The organism is Sorangium sp. So ce327 (genome assembly GCF_051530205.1).
GTDB lineage: Bacteria > Myxococcota_A > Polyangia > Polyangiales > Polyangiaceae > Sorangium > Sorangium cellulosum_B.
The window spans coordinates 9,197,715-9,215,796 of the sequence record NZ_CP150330.1 but is presented as its reverse complement, the minus strand read 5'-3'; the positions used below and the strand labels follow the sequence as shown (position 1 = coordinate 9,215,796).

The window sequence follows — 18,082 nt, the reverse complement described above, 5'->3', positions numbered from 1 at the left end:
CATGACACACGCCCTGACACCGGACCTCGCCTCGCGTCTCGCCGCCATCGCGCTCGGGCACGTGACGCGGGAGTATCCGAACAAGCTCGATCACGTCATGGCCGGCCCCGAGGACGTGAAGGGCCCGCGCGACCTTCACCCCATCTTCCACGGCAGCTTCGACTGGCACTCGTGCGTTCATGGCCACTGGCTCCTCGCGCGGAGCCACCGCCTCTTCCCCGGCGTGCCCGGCGCCGCGCCGGTCCGCGGGCTGCTCGACGCGCAGCTCACGGGCGAGAAGGTCGCCGGCGAGCTGGCCTATCTGCAGCGGCCGTCGAGCCGCGGCTTCGAGAGGCCTTATGGGTGGGCGTGGCTGCTGATGCTGGCGGCCGAGCTCTCGCGGTACGAGACCGAGGAGGGGCGGCGCTGGTCGGCCGCGCTGGCCCCGCTCGGCGACGCGTTCGCCGGCCGGCTCCTCGAGTACCTGCCCAGGGCCACGTATCCGGTCCGCGCGGGCGCGCACACGAACAGCGCCTTCGCGCTGGCGCTCGCGCAGGAGTACGCCGCCGTGAAGCGCGACGAGCGGCTGTCGCTGCGCTGCGCCGAGGCCGCGCGCGCCTGGTACGGCCGCGACGCGGACTGCCAGGCGTGGGAGCCCTCGCAGGACGATTTCCTCTCGCCCACCCTCGTGGAGGCCGAGTGCATGCGCCGGGCCCTGCCCGGACCGGAGTTCCGCGGCTGGTTCGCGCGGTTCCTCCCGCGGGCGGCGCGCGGCGAGCCAGCGACCCTGTTCGAGCCCGCGACGGTCAGCGATCGCAGCGACGGCAAGATCGCCCACCTCGACGGGCTCAACCTGAGCCGCGCCTGGTGCTGGCGGTCGCTCGCCGCGGCGCTGCCCGAAGGGGACGCGGTCCGCGCCCGCGCCATCGACGCGGCGGAGCGGCACCTCGACGCCAGCCTGCCGCACGTCGCCGGCGATTACATGGGCGAGCACTGGCTGGCGAGCTTCGCCCTCCTCGCGCTGGGCGAGGACATTGAGTGACGCTCCACGAGCGCCGCGGAGCGGTGCTCAGCGGCGGCCGGTGTTGCAGCGTCTATGTCGTGGAGCGGGAGACGGGATTTGAACCCGCGACGTCAACCTTGGCAAGGTTGCACTCTACCACTGAGTTACTCCCGCAAACGGCGGTCCCCACGCTCAGGAAACCACTCTCGTGCGGCGTGGACAGCAACGAGGCTGAGCGCGCCGGGACCTCCGAGGAGGTCGTTTCCGTCGATGGGCGCGGAGGAGTACCAACCGACGTCGCCCTAGTCAAGCACCGATGTGCTGGTCGTGCAGCTTCTCAGGAACGGAGAGCTGGGCCCCATGGTTTTCCGGGTTCCGGCACCGGCGGGGCCCGGCCGTCGCCGACACATGGCACCTCTCTACCCTGCGCCGCGGGCGTACCTCCTGAGCTTCCGGTAGAGCGTCGACGCGCCGATCCCGAGCTCCGCGGCGGCGCGGGCCTGGTTGCCGCCGTGCCGCTCGAGCGCTGCGAGGATCGCTCGCCGCTCGACGCCCTCCAGCGTCCGCGCGGCCGGCTCCTCGCCCCCGCCGCCGGCTGGCGCGGCGCCGCGGACGTCGTCCGGCAGGTCGTCCAGAGCGGCCACGCCCCCCCGCGCCAGGGCGACCGCGTGCTCCACGGCGTTCTCCAGCTCGCGCACGTTGCCGGGCCACCCGTGGCGCTCCAGCGCGCCTTCGGCCTCCGGCGTGAAGCCCGCGACGGGGCGATCGAGCCGTCGCGACGCCGCCGCGAGCAGCGCCCGCGCGAGCGGCAGGACGTCCTCCCGGCGCTCGCGGAGCGGCGGAAGGCGTATCTCGATGACCCGCAGCCGGTAGTAGAGATCCCGCCGGAAGCGGCCCGCCGCGGCGTCGGCCGCGAGATCGCGGTTCGTCGCCGCGAGGATCCGGGCGTCGACGGGGCGGCTCGTGTTCTCGCCGACGCGGCGCACCTGCCGCTCCTGGAGCGCGCGGAGGAGCTTCGCCTGCACCCCGGGCGGGGCCTCGCCGACCTCGTCGAGCAGCAGCGTGCCCCCGCGCGCCGCCTCGAACAGCCCGGCGCGGTCGTGGGTCGCGCCGGTGAACGAGCCGCGCGCGTGCCCGAAGAGCTCGCTCTCCAGCAGCGTCTCGGTGATCGCCGCGCAGTTGACCGCGACGAACGGGCCCGCGGCGCGCGCCGACGCGCCGTGGATGAGCCGCGCCACCCGCTCTTTCCCGGCGCCGCTCTCGCCCGTGAGCAGGATCGTCGAGTCCACCGGCGCGACCCGCCGCGCGCGGTCGAGGGCCCGCTGCATCGCCGGGCTCTCCGCGACGAGCGGGGTCGCCGGCTCGCCCCATGGCGCGGCCAAGGGCAGGGCGCTCGACTTCGCGTGGAGCGCCCGCCCCATCGCCCTCCGGGGCGGCGCGGCCTCGCGGACCGACGGGTCGAGCACGCTCTCGCGGAAGAACGGCAGGTGCTCCTCGAGCGCGCCGCCCCACGCGGCGCGCGTCCGGCCCTGGAAGTGGCAGACGTCGTCGCCCCGGGCGATGCACCGATCCTCGATGACGTAGACCGCCTCGCCCGTCGCCCGGGTCATGTAGCCGCTCGCGATGCCGGCGAGCATCCAGCAGACCGGCTCGTCCGCGCGGCCGAGGTGCAGGAGGTGCTGTTCGGCCTCGTACGACGAGAGCAGCGTGGCGCCGCGCGAGGCGAGGGGCGTCGTGTCCCCGGGCGCGAGCCGGATGAAGCCCTGCAGCGTGTGGAGCAGGGCCCCCGCGCCGTGCAGCTCGGCCTCGCTGTCCCAGGGGAGCCGGGACACCATCGCCTCCGCCATCCGGGCGCCGTGCTCGACGCCGAAGCGCGTGAGCACGGCGCGCGCCCCCGCGTACCCCGCGAGCCGGACGAGCTCCTCGCGCAGCGTCCCGAGCGCCCCGGCGTCGAGGATGACCGCGCGCTCCCCGGCGAAGCGGACGACGCCGCCGCGCGGGTCGACGTCGAGCAGCTTCCGGATGTCGAGATCGGCTGCGCGCATGGGACGACCTTATCAAGGTGACAGGCGTGACCGGTCACCCTGACCGGCGGGCTCGCGAGGCGCCACGGACGCGCCGCGGATCTCCCGTGGAAACGGCCTCTCCCGCGCGGGCCCGGCGTGTGCTCGGGGCCATCGCGGGAGGTCTCTTCGCATGAGCGAGCGCGTGGACATCATGACACCCGCCTTCCGGGCGGATCCTTATACGCCGTACGCGGCGATGCGCCGCGAGGCGCCGGTCTGCCAGGTGGATCCTGGCGGCATGTGGGCGGTGAGCCGGTACGCCGATGTCGCGACGGTCCTCCGGAGCCCGGAGCGGTTCTCGTCCCAGGGGTTCCGGGCCGCATGGCAGCCGGCGTGGGTGGGGCACAACCCGCTCGCGAGCTCGATCCTGGCCATGGACGGCCCGGATCACGCGCGGCTCCGCGGCCTGGTGAGCCGGGCGTTCGGGGCGCCGGCGATCGCGCGCATCGAGCAGCGGGCCCGGGAGCTGTGCGAGCGGCTCGCGGGCCGCCTCGACGGCGAGGTCGACTTCATCGCCGCGGCCGCGGCGCCGCTGCCGGCGTTCGTGATCAGCGAGCTGCTCGGCCTGGATCACGCGCTCGAGCCGCACTTCAAGCGGTGGATGGACGATCTCCTGTCCGTGACGCCCGAGCCGGCGAGCGCCGAGCACGCCGCCCGCGTCCGCGCCACGATCGAGGAGCTCGACCGGTACATGGCCGACGTCATCGCGGCCCGCAGGCGATCGCCGTCCGACGACCTCGTGAGCGAGCTCGCCCGCGCCGGCGAGCTCCTCGGCGACCGCGAGATCATCGATCTGCTCGTCAGCATCCTTGGCGGCGGCCTCGAGACAACGACCCACCTCCTCGGCAGCTCGATGCTCCTGCTCGCGGAGCGCCCCGCGGAGCTCGAGCGGCTGCGCGCCTCGCCGCAGCTCATCCCGAGGTTCATCGAGGAGATGATGCGTTATGACGGCCCGACCCAGTCCGTCCCCCGGCTCACGACGTCGGACGTCGCGCTGGCCGGCGTGACGATCCCCGCGGGCTCGCTCGTGCTGGCCCTCGTCGGCTCGGCGAACCGCGACGAGCAGCGCTTCACGGATCCCGATCGGTTCGATCTGCACCGCGGCCAGCCGAGCCTGACCTTCGGGCACGGCGCGCACTTCTGCCTTGGCGCGGCGCTGGCCCGGATGGAGGCGAAGGTCGCGCTCGAGGTGCTGCTCCCGGGGATCGGCGAGGTGACCCGCGCGCCGGGCGAGATCCCCTACAACCGCACGCTCACCGTGCGTGGCCCCGTGTCGCTCCCGCTCCGCTTCAGGCCGGCCTGAGATCCGAACAAATTGAGGGGATTTGTCACGTCCTGTTCTGCACAATGGCTGTCCATGCGATATCGAGCGTTCCTGGCGCTGGTCTTCGCTCTGCCGGCGTGCGGCCCTGCGGCCGCGCCCTCGCCTGTCGCGGGCGCTGCGCCCGCCGTGGCCAAGGCGGCGGCCTCCGCGGCGCCGTCTCCGTCGGCGCGCGCCGTGGGCGTCGCGCCCGCGCCTGCCGCGAGCGCCGCGCCGGCGCCGCAGAGCGCCTGTGCGCTGGAGCGCGGCTTCCACGGCACGATCGGGCCGAAGCTCGAGGTCTTTGCGCGGCTCGAGCGCGACGGAGGGACCGTGCGGGGCCGTTACTTCTATGCCCATGTCGGCGTCGACATCCCGCTGGCCGGGTCTGTCACCGACGCCGGCGAGCTCGCGCTTGTCGAGGGCAACCCGGCGCGCCCGACGGGCCAGTTCGCGGGCACCTGCCGGGCCGACGGCCACCTCATCGGGACGTGGACGAGCCCGCGGGGCGCCTCGCTGCCGTTCGACCTCGCCTCGGTCGGCGCGCGCGATGTGCTGCTCGTGGCCACGAAGAAGAGGGCGCGCCGCTTCCCGCCGCGGCCGAACCCCGATGGCCCCTCCGACGGGATCGGGATCCCCTTCGAGCCTGGCGAGGCGTGCAGCGAGGAGCTCGCCTGGCCCGAGATCTTCGGCGCCGCGACGGCGACGAGCGAGGCGGCCCTCAACCGCGCGCTCGAGAGCGGCACGTGGGTGTTCGGGCAGGGAGACGAGGCGAGTTTGCGCGCGTGCAAGGCGGGCGAGCGAATGGCCGCATCGCGCACCTTCGAGATCTCCCTCAACGAGAAGGGGCTACTCGCGGTCCGCTCCCACGATGCGATGCGGTACGAGGGCGGCACGCACCCCTGGGATCCAGGGCCCGAGCGCTGGCAGGTGCTCGACGTGCGCACGGGCGCGCCCGTGACCCAGCTGCTCGACCGGTCCGCCGCGTCGAAGAAGGCGCTGCGGCCCTTGCTGGAGCGCTGCCTCGCGCCGTTCGCCGGCGGCGACGCGACCGTGCTCGAGCTGCTGCGGGAGCGCGTGAGCCTCGACAACCCGGATCTGCTCCTCCTGCCGACGCCCGCCGGGCTGAAGCTCGCCGCGACCGGGTATCCGCCGCCGCTGCGCGTGCTCGAGGGCGATGGCCCCATCCTGACGTGGGCGGCGCTCGCCGCCGCGGGCGCGGTCGGCCCGAGGAGCCCGCTCGCTCGCCTCTGGGAGGGCCGCAGCGCGGCCGCGGCGGCGGACCCGTGCGCCAAGCAGGGGTCGCCCTGAGCCGGACCCGATCGGGCCTGTGAACCCGACCCGGGTTGAGGCAAAAGCCGACAACCCGACCCGGGTTGAGGCAAAAGCCGACAACCCGACGCGGGTCGAGGCATCCTCGGCAATCCCATGGTGTGACGAACCCGGGAACCTGGCCGGATCTCGCCGAGCTCGACAGCTGGATTCGCCGCGCCCTCTTGATCAGCGATGCAAGTGAGCTCCTCATCCAGCAGACGTCCGCCGGGTTGAAGCTCGCCGCGACCGGAGATACAACGCTGCGGGCCTCCTGTCGGCGTGGGCCATCATGTCATCAACGCGCGCCCGCGCCGCGCTCGTCGGACGCGACCCAGCCCACACCGCGGCCGTCTTTTCCGGGGAGGATGCTCGTCACGGAGCGCGCGGACCGAAAGAACATGGAACAGAAGACAACTCCGACGATCACCGAGCTCGAGCGTGAGATCGATGCGCTGCGCCGGCGCGTTGCCGAGCTGGAGATCCCCGCGCGCCGCTACAAGGCCCTGCTCGACGGGGGCATCGTGAGCATGATGATCTACGATGGCGAGAGCCGCGTGCTCGAGGTGAACCGTCGGTGGGAGCAGCTCTGGAGCTTGAGCCTCCGGGATGTCGCCGGGTGGCGCTTGCTGAAGGACGAGCAGGTGTCCGCCAATGGGTCGATGCCCCTCGTCGAGCAGGCGTTCTGGCGGGGCGAGGCCACGGCGTTGCCCACCATTCGCTACGATCCGGTCCAGGCAGACACGCTCCAGAAGGGAGTGGCCCGCTGGGTCGCCTCCTCGCTCCATCCCATCAACGACGCTGCAGGCAACGTCGCCGAAGTGCTGCAGATTCACGTGGACGTCGGCGAGCTCAAGCAATCCGAGGACGAGCTGCGGATCCAGACGGAGCAGCTCGAGGCCGCGATCGCCGAGCGGACCCAGCGGCTCGAGGAGCAGCTCCGCGTGAGCGAGGAGCAGCAGCGCGCCATTGCCGCGCTGTCCACGCCCGTGCTCAGGCTCTGGGACGGCATCCTCGCGCTGCCGCTCATCGGCCAGATCGACGCCGAGCGCGCCGCCCGTATCCTCGACGTGCTGCTGCAGGCGATCGTGGACACGCAGGCGGAGCATGTGATCATCGACGTCACCGGCGTGCCTTTCATGGACGCGGAAGGGGCTCGCCACCTCCGCGACACGGTGCGCGCTTCCTCGTTGCTCGGGGCGCGGTGCGCCATCGCGGGCATCTCGCCGGTCATGGCGAGATTGCTGATCGACTGCGATCTGGGCTTCGATGGTGTCCCCATCGTCACGAGTCTCCAGGACGGGCTTCGGCGCTTGTTGTCCAGCCGCAACGGCGATCGAACGATAGGCGCCGCTGGCGCCCAGAGGCGGGATCCCGCGCGCCGCGACGAGCCGCGAGAGCGCTGAAAGCTCAGCCGGCCTGGAGGAGCCACAGCGGATTCAGCGGAGGTCGAGGCGGCATCCGCGTCCATCCGCGCGGTGGGGGAGATGGGGAGTCAAAGCCCCATGAATCTCCCTGTCTCCCCGCCTCCCTGTTCGATTCTTCTCTGAAGATGCCAATAAGAGTCACGCCATCTTGGCGAACCACTGATCGAGGATGGTTTGCGCCCGCGCGAGCTCCGAGAGCTCCGTCACCTCGTTCAGCGCGTGCATCGTCCGCTCCGCGCCCGGTCCGAAATTCGCCGCCGGGATCCCGAGCGTCGTGAAGCTTGCGACTTCCGACCAGGTTTGCCGGGCCTCGACGCCTTGAACGCCGCTTTGTTCGAGAGCCGCGATGAGCGCGTGGCTCCGGTTCGGCGGCGCCGGACGGGAGAGCTCCTCGAACCGGACGGCCCCCACGCGGTCCACGAGCGCCATCAGCCGCTCTTGCGAGGTATGGGAGCTGGTGCTCGGACCGTACGTGTGGTGCACGTTCACTTCCAGGTGGTCCGGCACGACGCTGCCGGAGCGGCCCCCGTGCGCCGAGGTGGCGTTCATCATCTCGTACCAGGTGAGGCCGTCGACGACGTCGGGTACGGGCTCGAACGCGGCCAGCTGAGAGAGCACGCGCGCGAACTTGTGAATCGCGTTCACGCCGGCGCCGGGCAGCCCGCTGTGCCCCGTGCGGCCTGCAAACGCCAGCGTCGCGTGCGTGGAGCCTCCCGAGCCGAGCTGAAGCTTGTTGTCCGTGGGCCTGAGCACCAGGGCGAAGTCGGCCCCCCGGAGCTCGGTATCCTGCTTCATGACCACCCTGAGCTCGCTCGCGTCGAAGCCGCACGCTCCGCGCGCGTGAAACACGAGGGTGATATCGGCGTGTACCTGCGGCCGGCGCTCGGCCAGATCGAGCATCAGACTGAGGCCGCTCTTCTCTGCGGCTCCAGCGCCGAGCACGCGCTTGTTCTCCGTCCGCGCTTCGCCTCGTTGCCCTGCGGTCGCCACGTCGAGCTGCCCGACGAGCAGAATCGTGGGGCCTCCCGACCCGCGCGTCAGCGGCGCCACGAGAGAGTCTCCGTAGCGGCGCGGCGGTGAAGCCGAGGGGAGCGCCGCGAGACGTCGAGCGAGCTCGTCGGCCAGGTTGCGCTCCTCACCGGTAGGCGAGGGGATCCTGCACAGCCACAGCAAATTCTCGAGTAGTTCCACGTCGACCTCCGATCAGACCCAACGATGCGCGCTGGCTCCCCCTCAGTCGTACCGGAATTTTCGGTACCAGGACACCAGCAGAAGGCGAGTATCGCTCCCGGCACGGTCATTAATCCGGTGGAGCTTCGCAGGCGAGCAAATCCACGCCATCGCCGCTCCGCCATGGCCATGCCGCCCACATAGGCACCCCGATGCCATCGTGCGGAGCCCGCGCGTGGATGGGTGGATGGGCGACGTCCTGCGAAGCAGGGGTAAATACTCTTGATGCGGATGCTTTGCTCGCCTCGCGGCCGGGGGCGCGTCGCGCGCCAGTCATGAGACGCCTGGCGCGCAATGCGGTCCGATCTTGTGTGACATGCCACGGGTCTCGGCGTGACATGCCATGGCTCTCGGCGTGACGTCTCACGGCGCTCGGCACATCCGTTGACCCCTCGCGCGCGCCGGGCCACCGTGGGCGCCATGGAGTCGACCTGGATCTCCGACGCTCGCGCCAAGCTCGCCGCGCTGCGCACGCTCACCCCCGAAGATCAGCGCGAGTCGTTCGAGCTCCGCCCACCGGCCTCACTCGAGGAGGTCGGCGCCTTCGAGGCGGCGCACCGGATCCGCTTGCCCGAAGAGTACCGCGACTTCGTCCTCCACATCGCCGACGGCGGCGCGGGCCCGGACTACGGCCTGGCCCCTCTCGACGCCTGGACGCCGGACGCCCTGCCGCGGGTGGAGGTCGTGATCACCTCGGTCGACGGCCATCGCGTCTCCGCCGGCACGGGCGGGCGCCCGCCGCTCAGCCGACCTGCGGAGATGGACAAGCCCTTCCGGCTTCGCGAGCGCTGGGCGGTGCTCGACGCCGAGGGGCGCCCGAACCCGCTGCCCATCCCCGCTGGCGACAACCCGTACGACGGCTGTCTCTACCTCTCCGACAAGGGCTGTGGCTACTTCGATTTCCTCGTCGTGACCGGGGATCTGGCCGGCCAGGTGTGGAGCGACTTCACGGCGGCCGAGGGCGATGCAGAGATGGGGCCGACCGGGCTCTCGTTCCGCGGCTGGTACATGGGCTGGCTGGACACGGCGCTCGCGTCCGCGATTGTCAATCACGCGCGCCGGGCGCTCGCGGGGCAGGCCCTCGCAGACGCCGAGCGGCAGGCGCTCGTCGCGCACGAGCGGGTCGTCGCGCCGGGCGCGAAGGCGCACACGCTCGCGGCGCGCGGGCTGGTCGATGTGTTCGTGGGGCGGGACGAGGAGGCCGCGCGGCGGCTCGCCGAGGCCGAGGCCGTGGAGCGCCACCATCCCCTGGTCGATGAGCTCCGGCGTGTCGTGCATCGCCAGGCCTTCGCGGACGCCGCGAGCGCCCGGCGCGAGGACCTGGAGCGCGCGGCGCGCTACCCGGTCGCCGAGGTCCGCGAGCACGTGGCGCAGAACCCCGCGACCGCAGGCGAGGTGCTGGCCGCGCTCGCCGACGATCCCGCCGATGCCGTGCGCCGCGCCGTGGCCCGACACCCGTCGTCGTCCATGGAGACGTTGAGCCGGCTGCTCGGCCGCGCCGCGCGCTCGCTGCACAGCGTGGAGGGGCTCGAGCGCGCTCTCTTCGAAGCGGAGGCCATCGCCCTTCATCCGCGTGCCGCTCCGGGGGCGCTCGCGTCCCTCGCCACCCTGGATCGCGAGATCGACGCGCCGCTCGCCCTCTGGCTGGTCCGCGCGGCGGCCCGTCACCCGGCGCTCGATCCCGATCTGCGCCGCTCTCTCGCCGCGCACCGATCGCCGGTGGTGCGTCACGCGGTGGCCCTCGCCCCCGCGCTCGATCCCGCGGACGTCGCTGCCCTCGCGCACGACGCCGACGCGGCGGTGCGGATGGCGGTGGCGGCGCGGCCCGATCTCCAGGCCTCGCTGCTGGAGCACCTCGCCGGCGATCCGAAGAAAGACGTGCGCGTGATGGTCGCGGAGCACCCGAACGCGCCGCCCGGCCTGCTCGCGCGGCTCACCGCCGATCCCTCGTCGTCGGTCATCTACGCCCTGTGCTACGCGGCGGCGCTACCCCCCGAGGATCGGGCCATTCTCGAGCTGCACCCTCATTACCAGGCGCCGGAGGGCAAGCACGAGGCGTTCGGGCGCTGGCGCTACACGGGCCGTGTCTCCGGGCCTCCGTTGCCGCTCGACGCCTCCATCGACGAAGCGCAACGATACGGGGTCTACTCCCACCCTTCGTTCCCGACGCCGCTCCTCGCCCCGCACATCGAGGAGCAGTATCGGCTCGGAGGGTACGAGATGGCGCTCCACCCCTGGCTCCCCGGCGATCTGCTCGAGGTCCTCAGCCGCGACGATTACGGCTACACGCGGAGCCGGATCGCCGGCCTCGCCGCCACGCCGCTCGACATCATCGAGCGGCTCTCGCGCGACGCGCTGGGGATGGTGCGCGCCGCGGCGGCCGAGCGCGCCGAGCTGTCGGCCGAGAGCTGGGAGCGCCTCTCCCGCGACGAGGACGACGACGTCCGCGCCGGCGCCGCGGCCAACCCGCGCTCGCCCGCGGAGGGCCTGCGACGGCTCGCGCGCGATCCCGAGCGCTGGGTCCGCCGCGCGGTGCTGTGGAACGCGGCCGCGCCGCCGGAGCTGCTCGACGAGCTGGCGCGCGATCCCGAGCCCGACGTGCGCCGCGCCGCCCCGCTCAACGCTGCGGTGCCCGCGGAGGCCATTGCCCGACTGGCGGCGGACCCGCTGCCGGAGGTGCGCGCCTGGGCCGAGTGGCGCATACGGCTCTCGGCGCGGTCCGCCGGATGAGAGCCATCACGTTCCCGGCCGGCGCTCTCGAGACGCCCGGCCCGAGGTCGATGATCCCGTCGGAGTGCGCCGTTCCGGGAGCTCGCGCCGACGCGCTGGCTAGCTCGCGGGGCGCACTGGCGCAGCGAGATCGAAGTCACCGTATACCCAGATCCCGGCGGCGTCGTAGAGCTTCGTCAATGCTGGTTTGGAAAATCCGTTCTTCCCCCACGGCTGGAGATCCCCGTCGAGCTCGCAGAAGGAAAGATCTGTTGCCCCAGCGGCCTTCAGCTTCTCGGCCCGCACCAGTACCGCAGCCAAGATCGCCTGGTCGAACGGCTTGACGAACTCGAGCTCGCCGCCGCTCAGCTCGATCGCGCGCTCCAGCATGGCGTCGTCGAGCGCGAAGACATCGAGCCCTGGGTGCTTGCGCAGCGACGTGAGCGTCGTGTCGAGCTGCTTGAGCTCCTCTTTCACTCTGCTCTCGAACATACTGAGCACCCGTAACGCCGTGGCATCCTCGTCGATCGAGACTTTCCCGTTCGCCTTGCCCCAGCGCAGAAACTGGCGAATGGCATCTGCTTCATGCCGAGGCTTGAGCTCCTGGATCGGACGGCGTGCCTCGTTCAGGCAAATGGACGGAAGATGAAGCTCGAGCTCTCCCGCGGCAGCACGGTCGAGAAGATCAACCGCTGCCTTTTTCTTGTGATGCGCAGGCGCAGCATAGTCTACGACCCAATTGGTCTCGACGAAGACGTGCCGCATCGTTCAGGTCCCGGTGCGCCTCATGCTCGCACGCGGCCCAGCCGCACGCACCTCTCCTTGCTCGAGAGCGGGCACCACGTGATCCTCGATGGCCTCACGCAAGTCTGGCGCCAAGGCGGCCAGATTGGATGGATTCGTGAGGCCTTCCAGCCAGCGCTGGACTTCGTCCTCGAAATGAACCCCGCGCAGTCCTGGCTCTTCAATCGCGCGAATCGTCGACGCCACGCCGGCTTCGAAGACGCCCGCCGTCGAGAAAGCCCCGACCAGCTCCACCGAGCCTTCCTCGTAGCTCGCAAACGTATCGCGGTAGATGCGCACTGCGTCCGGCGTGACGAGCATCCCGGTAGCGTAGCCATGGCGCACCATGTACGCCTTGAGCTGTTGTTCCGACGTCTGGAGATCGTGGATCGACAGCTTCACCTCGACGACGAGCGAGCGGCTCGTTCCGTCGCGGGAGGTGACCAGAATGTCCGGAGCGAACGACATGCACGCATTGTAGCACGTCAAGCTCCCACGGAAAACGCGGGTTTGCTCAGCGAGATTGGCGAGACGCGGTAGCCTTCGGCTGGTTTCCGACGAACGCCGCCAGGTGCTCGCCGGTCAGCGTCGACTTCGCGGCCACCAGGTCGGCCGGGGTGCCTTCGAACACGATCCGCCCGCCGTCGTGGCCCGCGCCTGGCCCGAGGTCGATGATCCAGTCGGCGTGCGCCATCACCGCCTGGTGGTGCTCGATCACGATGACCGACTTGCCGGAGTCGACGAGCCGGTCCAGCAGCCCGAGCAGCTGCTCGAGGTCGGCCAGGTGCAGCCCGGTTGTCGGCTCGTCGAGCACATAGACGCCGCCGTCGGCGCCCATATGCGTCGCGAGCTTGAGCCGCTGCCGCTCGCCGCCCGACAGCGTGGTGAGCGGCTGGCCGAGCCGCAGGTAGCCGAGCCCCACGTCGGCCATGCGCTGCAGGATCGCGTGCGCGGCCGGCGTATGCGCCTTGCCAGCGCCGAAGAAGCCGACCGCCTCTGCGACCGACAGATCGAGCACCTCGGCGATGTTGAGCTTGCCGAGGCGGTACTCCAGGACAGACGCCTGGAACCGCCGGCCCTCGCAGTCCTCGCACACCGTGGTGACGCCGGCCATCATCGCGAGATCGGTGTAGATCACCCCGGCGCCGTTGCAGGTCGGACAGGCCCCCTCGGAATTGGCGCTGAACAGCGCTGGCTTCACGCCGTTGGCCTTCGCGAACGCCTTGCGGATCGGCTCCAGCAGATCGGTGTACGTCGCCGGGTTGCTCCGCCGCGAGCCACGGATCGGGGTCTGGTCGACCGACACCACCCCCTCACGGCCGGACACCGAGCCGTGGATCAGCGAGCTCTTGCCCGACCCCGCCACGCCGGTCACCACAACCAGCACGCCGAGCGGGATGTCGACGTCGACGTTCTTCAGGTTGTGCGCGCGCGCGCCGCGCACCTTCATCACTCCCGACGGCTTCCGCACCGACCGCTTCAAAGAGACCCGGTCGCTCAGGTGACGCCCGGTGAGCGTGCCGCTCGCCCGCAGCCCGTCGACGGTGCCCGTGAAGACCACCTCGCCGCCGGCGGTGCCGGCGCCGGGGCCCAGGTCGACGACATGGTCGGCGATCGCGATCGTCTCCGGCTTGTGCTCGACCACGAGGACGGTATTGCCCTTGTCGCGCAGCCGCAGCAGCAGCTCGTTCATCCGCTGGATGTCGTGGGGGTGCAGCCCGACCGTCGGCTCGTCGAAGACGTAGGTGACGTCGGTGAGCGACGACCCGAGGTGGCCAATCATCTTGGTGCGCTGCGCCTCGCCGCCCGACAGCGTGCCCGACGGCCGGTCGAGGCTGAGGTAGCCCAGCCCGATCTCGACGAACGAGTCGAGCGTGTGCCGCAGCGTCGCCAGCAGCGGCTTGACGGACGGCTCGTTCAGATCGCGCACCCACTTGGCCAGGTCGTTGATCTGCATCGCGCAGGCGTCGGCGATGTTGATCCCCTTGATCTTCGAGGACCGGGCGGCCTCGCTGAGCCGCGTGCCGCCGCACTCGGGACAGGTCGAGAACTTGATCGCGCGCTCCACGAACGCCCGGATGTGGGGCTGCATCGCGTCGACGTCCTTGGACAGCATCGACTTCTGGATCTTCGGGATCAGCCCTTCGTAAGTCAGGTTGATGCCCTCGACCTTGATCTTGGTCGGCTCCTTGTGGAGCAGATCGTGGAGCTCCTTCTTCGTGAACTTGCGGATCGGCTTGTTCGCGTCGAAGAAGCCGCATCCGTTGAAGATGCGCCCGTACCATCCATCCATCGAGTAACCGGGGATGTTGAGCGCGCCCTCGTTGAGCGACTTGCTGTCATCGTAGAGCTGGGACAGGTCGAAGTCGGAGACGGATCCCATGCCCTCGCATTTCGGGCACATGCCTCCGTTGACCACGAACTCGCGCTTCTCGGTCTTCTTCCCGCCCGCCTTCTCGATCGAGATCGCCCCGACCCCGCGGACCGACGGGACGTTGAAGGAGAAGGCGTTGGACGAGCCGATGTGCGGCTTGCCGAGGCGGCTCCACAGCACCCGCAGCATCGCGTTGGCGTCCGTCGCCGTGCCGACCGTCGAGCGGGAGTTGGCGCCCATCCGCTCCTGGTCGACGATGATCGCGGTCGTCAGCCCTTCCAGCACGTCGACCTCGGGCCGGGCCAGCGTCGGCATGAACCCCTGCACGAACGCGCTGTAGGTCTCGTTGATCAGCCGCTGCGACTCCGCTGCGATGGTGCCGAACACCAGCGACGACTTGCCCGATCCCGAGACGCCGGTGAACACCGTGAGTCGCCGCTTGGGGATCTCGACGCTGACGTCCTTGAGGTTGTTCTCCCGGGCGCCCTGGACGCGGATCAGATCGTGGCTGTCGGCGGCGTGCTGTCTGTCTGCGGCGTGCTGCTTGGAGGAGGCCATGTTCGCGATCATGTCATCAACACCGACGGTCTGTGAAGGGGTTCCGGCATTTTGCGCGAGTCCGGTCGCAGCGCCCACGACGTCACCGCGAGCGCGAGGACCACGAGCGGCGCGATGATGTGGCCAGCGTTGCTCATGGAGTCGCTGGCGCCGACGGCGGCCCAGGCGAAGGCGGCGCCGGTGAGGTCGAAGACGAGGCCCGCGTACGCCCACTCCTTCAAGCGCGGGAATCTCGGCGCCAGCAGCGCGAGCGCGCCGAGGATCTTCCAGATACCGAGGAGCGTGACGAAGTGCAGCGGATAGCCGAGGCGCACGAAGCCGTCGACGCTCTCTGGTGCGTGGAGGACGTGGGCCACGCCGCCCGAGACCATGGACGACGCGACAAGGCCTGTGGTCACCCAGTAGGCCACGAGCCTCGCCCGGCTCATGAGATCCTCTCGAGCAGGTCGACGAGCTTCCCGCCCATCATCTTCCAGCCGTAGCGCGCGCCGCCGAAGTTCTGCTTCTGGTCCGGCTTGAAGCCCGATTGCACGAGGGACAGGCGCGTACCCGACGCCGTCGGCGTGAGCGTGAAGGTCACGACGGTCTCCAGAAAGGGGACGCTCCACGTGTAGCTGAGCTTCCGACGTGCTTCGATCTCGACGAACCGGCAGTTCACGGTGCCGTCCCAGCCGGGGTACGGCTGCGTCTTGAGCGTGAACGCCGCCCCCGGCTCGAGCTTAAGCCCGATGGTGGGCAGGAGCCACTCCGCGAGCAGCGCCGGTTCGGTGAGCGCGCGCCACACCTTCTCCGGCGAGTGCTTCAGATCGAACTCGAACGAAATGGATTCGGTCTGCGATTGGGCGGTGGTGTCGGTGGGGTTCATTCGTCCATTTTCTCCAGCAGTTGTTCGAGGCGATCGACGCGCTCCATCCAGAAGGCGCGGTAGTGCGTGATCCAGTCGACGAGCGGCTTCAGTCCGCGCGGCTCCACCCGGTAGTAGACACAGCGCCCCTCGCGCCGGCCGCTCACGAGGCCGGCGTCCTTCAACGTGGCGAGGTGCTGCGAGATCGCCGGCTGCGAGATGTCGAAGCGCGACGTGAGGTCCTTCACGGCCGCTTCGCCGCGCGTGAGCGACTCGAAGATCGCCCGGCGGCTGGGGTCTGCCAGCGCCTGGAAGATCTTGTCTTCGACCACGGCCGCGCTCTGCATCCACGACTTATAAGCCGCGGCTTATTGATTGTCAAGCGCGCGGATCGCGCTGCCTGGGCGCGTCGGAGCAGCGAGGCATGGTCCTGCGAAGCAGCCAGCTCTCCTGGTACGTGGAGGGGCGCACGAGCGCGGGGAGTGTCTTCTCCTCCGCCGAGATCCGTGCGGCTTACTGCCCGGCCTTCGGATCCATCCACACCACCTCCCAGTGGTGCCCGTCGAGGTCCTCGAAGCTCCGGCTGTACATGAACCCGTGGTCCTCCGGCGGCCCCGCCTCCTTGCCGCCGCCGGCGAGCGCCTTCGCCACCATCGCGTCCACCTCGGCACGGCTCTCGCACGAGAGCCCGAAGGCCCCCTCCACGTGCGTCGCGGTGTCGCAGATCTCCTTCTTGGTGAGCGTCTTGAAGAACGGCTCGACGAGCAGCATCGCGTAGGCGTGCTCCCCGATGAGCATGCAGGCGGCCTGCTCGCCCGTGACCTTCGGGTTGAACGTGAAGCCGAGGGCCTTGAAGAACGCCACGGTGCGATCGAGGTTCTTGATGGGCAGGCTGACGAAGAGCTTGTGGGACATGAAATTGTCCTCCTTCTGCTCATGGACCCCCCGCCCGCGGAGGAATCATCGGTCGCTCGAAAAAATCTTCGCGCCCTGCTCCGGCAGCTCCAGGGGCGCGGCCTTGCGCCGCTCGCCGAGCTGCGCCTCGTGCGAGCCCCTCGCGGCCGATGAGCTCGCCGAGCTCCCGCTCGGAGAGCGCGGCCGCCTCCGTCACCGCGCGTCCCGTCAGCCGCGACGGCTCGCTGGCCGGCTCCTGAGTGACAAGGTCGTCAGCGGTCGCCGGCCGATGCCAGGGCCTGGAACTCGGTGATGGCTTCGTAGACTCCCAGGCCGATGCCTCTGCTGAGCTGGTCCCGTTCGACCATGTTATGTGCCAGAAAGATCAGCACCGAGCTGTCGTTGGCGTCCGCGCGCCACCAGCCTCCGAAGCCGCCTGGCCAGCCGACCGCGCCCCTGCGGCCCCCACACACCGTGGGCTCGGCCTTCTCCGGATCGAGCACCACGGCGACGCCCATCCCGAACCCGTGACCGCCCCGGAAGAGCGGCATGCCTCCCACTTCGGCCGTGGCGCGCTGCTGCTCCGTGAGGCGGTTGGAGGTCATCAAGGCGAGCGTTTCGGGCCGCAAGATACGCACGCCATCCACGGCGCCTGCTCCCAGGAAGATGCGCGCGAACGCGAGATAGTCGTCCAGCGTCGACCACAGCCCCTGGCCGCCGGAGACATAGTCCATGTCATCAGGCCGTTCGGGAACCGTCGCGTCTCCTGGACAGGTGAGGCGCGCGGCGAGGCGGCCCGAACCATCGAACCCGCAGTTCTTGACTCGCCGGTCCCGCTTCTCACGTGGCACGATGAAGCTGGTGTCGACCATGCCAAGCGGATCGAAGATCCGGCGCTTGAGCACGTCGCCGAGCGGCGCGTCCTCGATGCGAGCGATGAGCAACCCGAGGAGATCGGTCGAGTGGCCATAGTGAAGGGTGGCCCCCGGCTGGTCGAGCAACGGCAAGGCAGCCAGCCGCGTGATCCAGTCGTCGGGCGTCACGTGGCTGTCGATGTCGCCTCCCAGCGCCTCCCCATAGGCCTCCGCGATGGGTCCACGATGAAAAGCCCCGTAGGTCAGTCCCGAGCGGTGCGTCAGCAGATCCTCGAAGGTGATCCGTCGTTCTGCCGGGTCGGTCTCGTCGAGCGGGCCCGTGGGAGAGCGCAGGACGCGCATGTCGCTGAACTCCGGTGCCCAGCGGGCGATCGGATCGGTCAGCGCGAAGCGCCCCTCCTCGAACAGCATGAGCGCCGCCGTCGAGGTGATCGGCTTCGTCATCGACGCGATGCGGAACAGACTGTCATGCTGGAGGGGCAGCTTGGCCTCCAGGTCTCGCCACCCGACAGACGCGCGCTGAACCACCTCGCCGTCGCGCCAGACCATCGTTGCTGCGTTGGCGAGCGCGCCAGCGTCTACGATCGCTCCGACGGCCCGCGCGATCTGGTCTCCTCCGTTCATTCGTCCCCTCGATTCAACCCATGTCCGGTCGACGTCGCGATCAGCTGCGTCGCAGGGCTCAGCGGTATAGCATGTGGACGGCGAGGCACCGTCCGCCAGCCTCCG

The 18,082-nt window shown here is 70.4% G+C and carries 15 protein-coding genes and 1 tRNA gene; 5 read left to right on the top strand and 11 right to left on the bottom strand.

Annotation, left to right across the window (positions count from 1 at the left end; translation table 11 throughout):
* The first annotated feature begins 1 nt into the window (after position 1).
* Positions 2–1,021 (top strand): DUF2891 domain-containing protein, encoded by a 1,020-nt coding sequence (locus WME95_RS34535; protein ID WP_437903608.1) that lies wholly within the window; start codon positions 2–4, stop codon positions 1,019–1,021.
* A 60-nt stretch (positions 1,022–1,081) separates the two neighbouring features.
* Here WME95_RS34535 and WME95_RS34530 read toward each other — a convergent pair.
* A tRNA-Gly gene (locus WME95_RS34530) sits at positions 1,082–1,156 on the bottom strand.
* Between the two features lie 245 nt (positions 1,157–1,401).
* Positions 1,402–3,027, bottom strand: a complete 1,626-nt coding sequence (locus tag WME95_RS34525) for a sigma 54-interacting transcriptional regulator (protein WP_437903607.1) — start codon at positions 3,025–3,027, stop codon at positions 1,402–1,404.
* A 151-nt stretch (positions 3,028–3,178) separates the two neighbouring features.
* Between WME95_RS34525 and WME95_RS34520 the strand changes: the two genes are divergently transcribed.
* The 3 genes from WME95_RS34520 (at position 3,179) to WME95_RS34510 (ending at position 7,065) form a co-directional block, all read left to right on the top strand.
* A complete protein-coding gene (locus tag WME95_RS34520; protein ID WP_437903606.1) occupies positions 3,179–4,351 on the top strand; it encodes a cytochrome P450 in 1,173 nt (390 codons plus the stop codon).
* A gap of 54 nt (positions 4,352–4,405) precedes the next feature.
* Positions 4,406–5,659: a hypothetical protein gene (locus WME95_RS34515; RefSeq protein ID WP_437903605.1), complete on the top strand. Its 1,254-nt coding sequence runs from the start codon at positions 4,406–4,408 to the stop codon at positions 5,657–5,659.
* A gap of 401 nt (positions 5,660–6,060) precedes the next feature.
* Positions 6,061–7,065 (top strand): STAS domain-containing protein, encoded by a 1,005-nt coding sequence (locus WME95_RS34510; RefSeq protein WP_437903604.1) that lies wholly within the window; start codon positions 6,061–6,063, stop codon positions 7,063–7,065.
* A 159-nt stretch (positions 7,066–7,224) separates the two neighbouring features.
* Here the strand turns inward: WME95_RS34510 and WME95_RS34505 are convergent, their stop codons facing one another.
* Positions 7,225–8,277 (bottom strand): peptidase dimerization domain-containing protein, encoded by a 1,053-nt coding sequence (locus WME95_RS34505; RefSeq protein ID WP_437903603.1) that lies wholly within the window; start codon positions 8,275–8,277, stop codon positions 7,225–7,227.
* A gap of 459 nt (positions 8,278–8,736) precedes the next feature.
* Between WME95_RS34505 and WME95_RS34500 the strand changes: the two genes are divergently transcribed.
* Positions 8,737–11,046, top strand: coding sequence for an SMI1/KNR4 family protein (locus tag WME95_RS34500; RefSeq protein ID WP_437903602.1), 2,310 nt, complete (start codon positions 8,737–8,739; stop codon positions 11,044–11,046).
* A gap of 99 nt (positions 11,047–11,145) precedes the next feature.
* On the opposite strand, the gene WME95_RS34495 is transcribed toward WME95_RS34500, so the two are convergent.
* The 8 genes from WME95_RS34495 to WME95_RS34460 form a co-directional block, all read right to left on the bottom strand.
* The gene (locus tag WME95_RS34495) at positions 11,146–11,790 is read right to left on the bottom strand and encodes a hypothetical protein (protein ID WP_437903601.1); all 645 of its coding nucleotides are present in this window, start codon (positions 11,788–11,790) and stop codon (positions 11,146–11,148) included.
* A gap of 3 nt (positions 11,791–11,793) precedes the next feature.
* A complete protein-coding gene (locus tag WME95_RS34490) occupies positions 11,794–12,276 on the bottom strand; it encodes a hypothetical protein (protein ID WP_437903600.1) in 483 nt (160 codons plus the stop codon).
* Between the two features lie 46 nt (positions 12,277–12,322).
* Positions 12,323–14,740: an ATP-binding cassette domain-containing protein gene (locus WME95_RS34485; RefSeq protein WP_437903599.1), complete on the bottom strand. Its 2,418-nt coding sequence runs from the start codon at positions 14,738–14,740 to the stop codon at positions 12,323–12,325.
* A gap of 8 nt (positions 14,741–14,748) precedes the next feature.
* Entirely contained in the window at positions 14,749–15,168 is a 420-nt protein-coding gene (locus WME95_RS34480; protein WP_437903598.1) for a DoxX family protein, read from the bottom strand.
* Entirely contained in the window at positions 15,165–15,605 is a 441-nt protein-coding gene (locus tag WME95_RS34475) for an SRPBCC family protein (protein ID WP_437903597.1), read from the bottom strand. The genes WME95_RS34480 and WME95_RS34475 overlap by 4 nt, the downstream gene beginning before the upstream one ends.
* Entirely contained in the window at positions 15,602–15,931 is a 330-nt protein-coding gene (locus WME95_RS34470) for an ArsR/SmtB family transcription factor (protein ID WP_437903596.1), read from the bottom strand. Before WME95_RS34470 ends, WME95_RS34475 begins: the two co-directional genes overlap by 4 nt.
* A 166-nt stretch (positions 15,932–16,097) precedes the next feature.
* Entirely contained in the window at positions 16,098–16,499 is a 402-nt protein-coding gene (locus WME95_RS34465; RefSeq protein ID WP_437903595.1) for a VOC family protein, read from the bottom strand.
* Between the two features lie 251 nt (positions 16,500–16,750).
* Positions 16,751–17,977 carry a serine hydrolase domain-containing protein gene (locus tag WME95_RS34460; protein WP_437903594.1) on the bottom strand — a complete coding sequence of 409 codons (1,227 nt, stop codon included), beginning with the start codon at positions 17,975–17,977 and terminating at the stop codon, positions 16,751–16,753.
* Between the last annotated feature and the right edge of the window lie 105 nt (positions 17,978–18,082).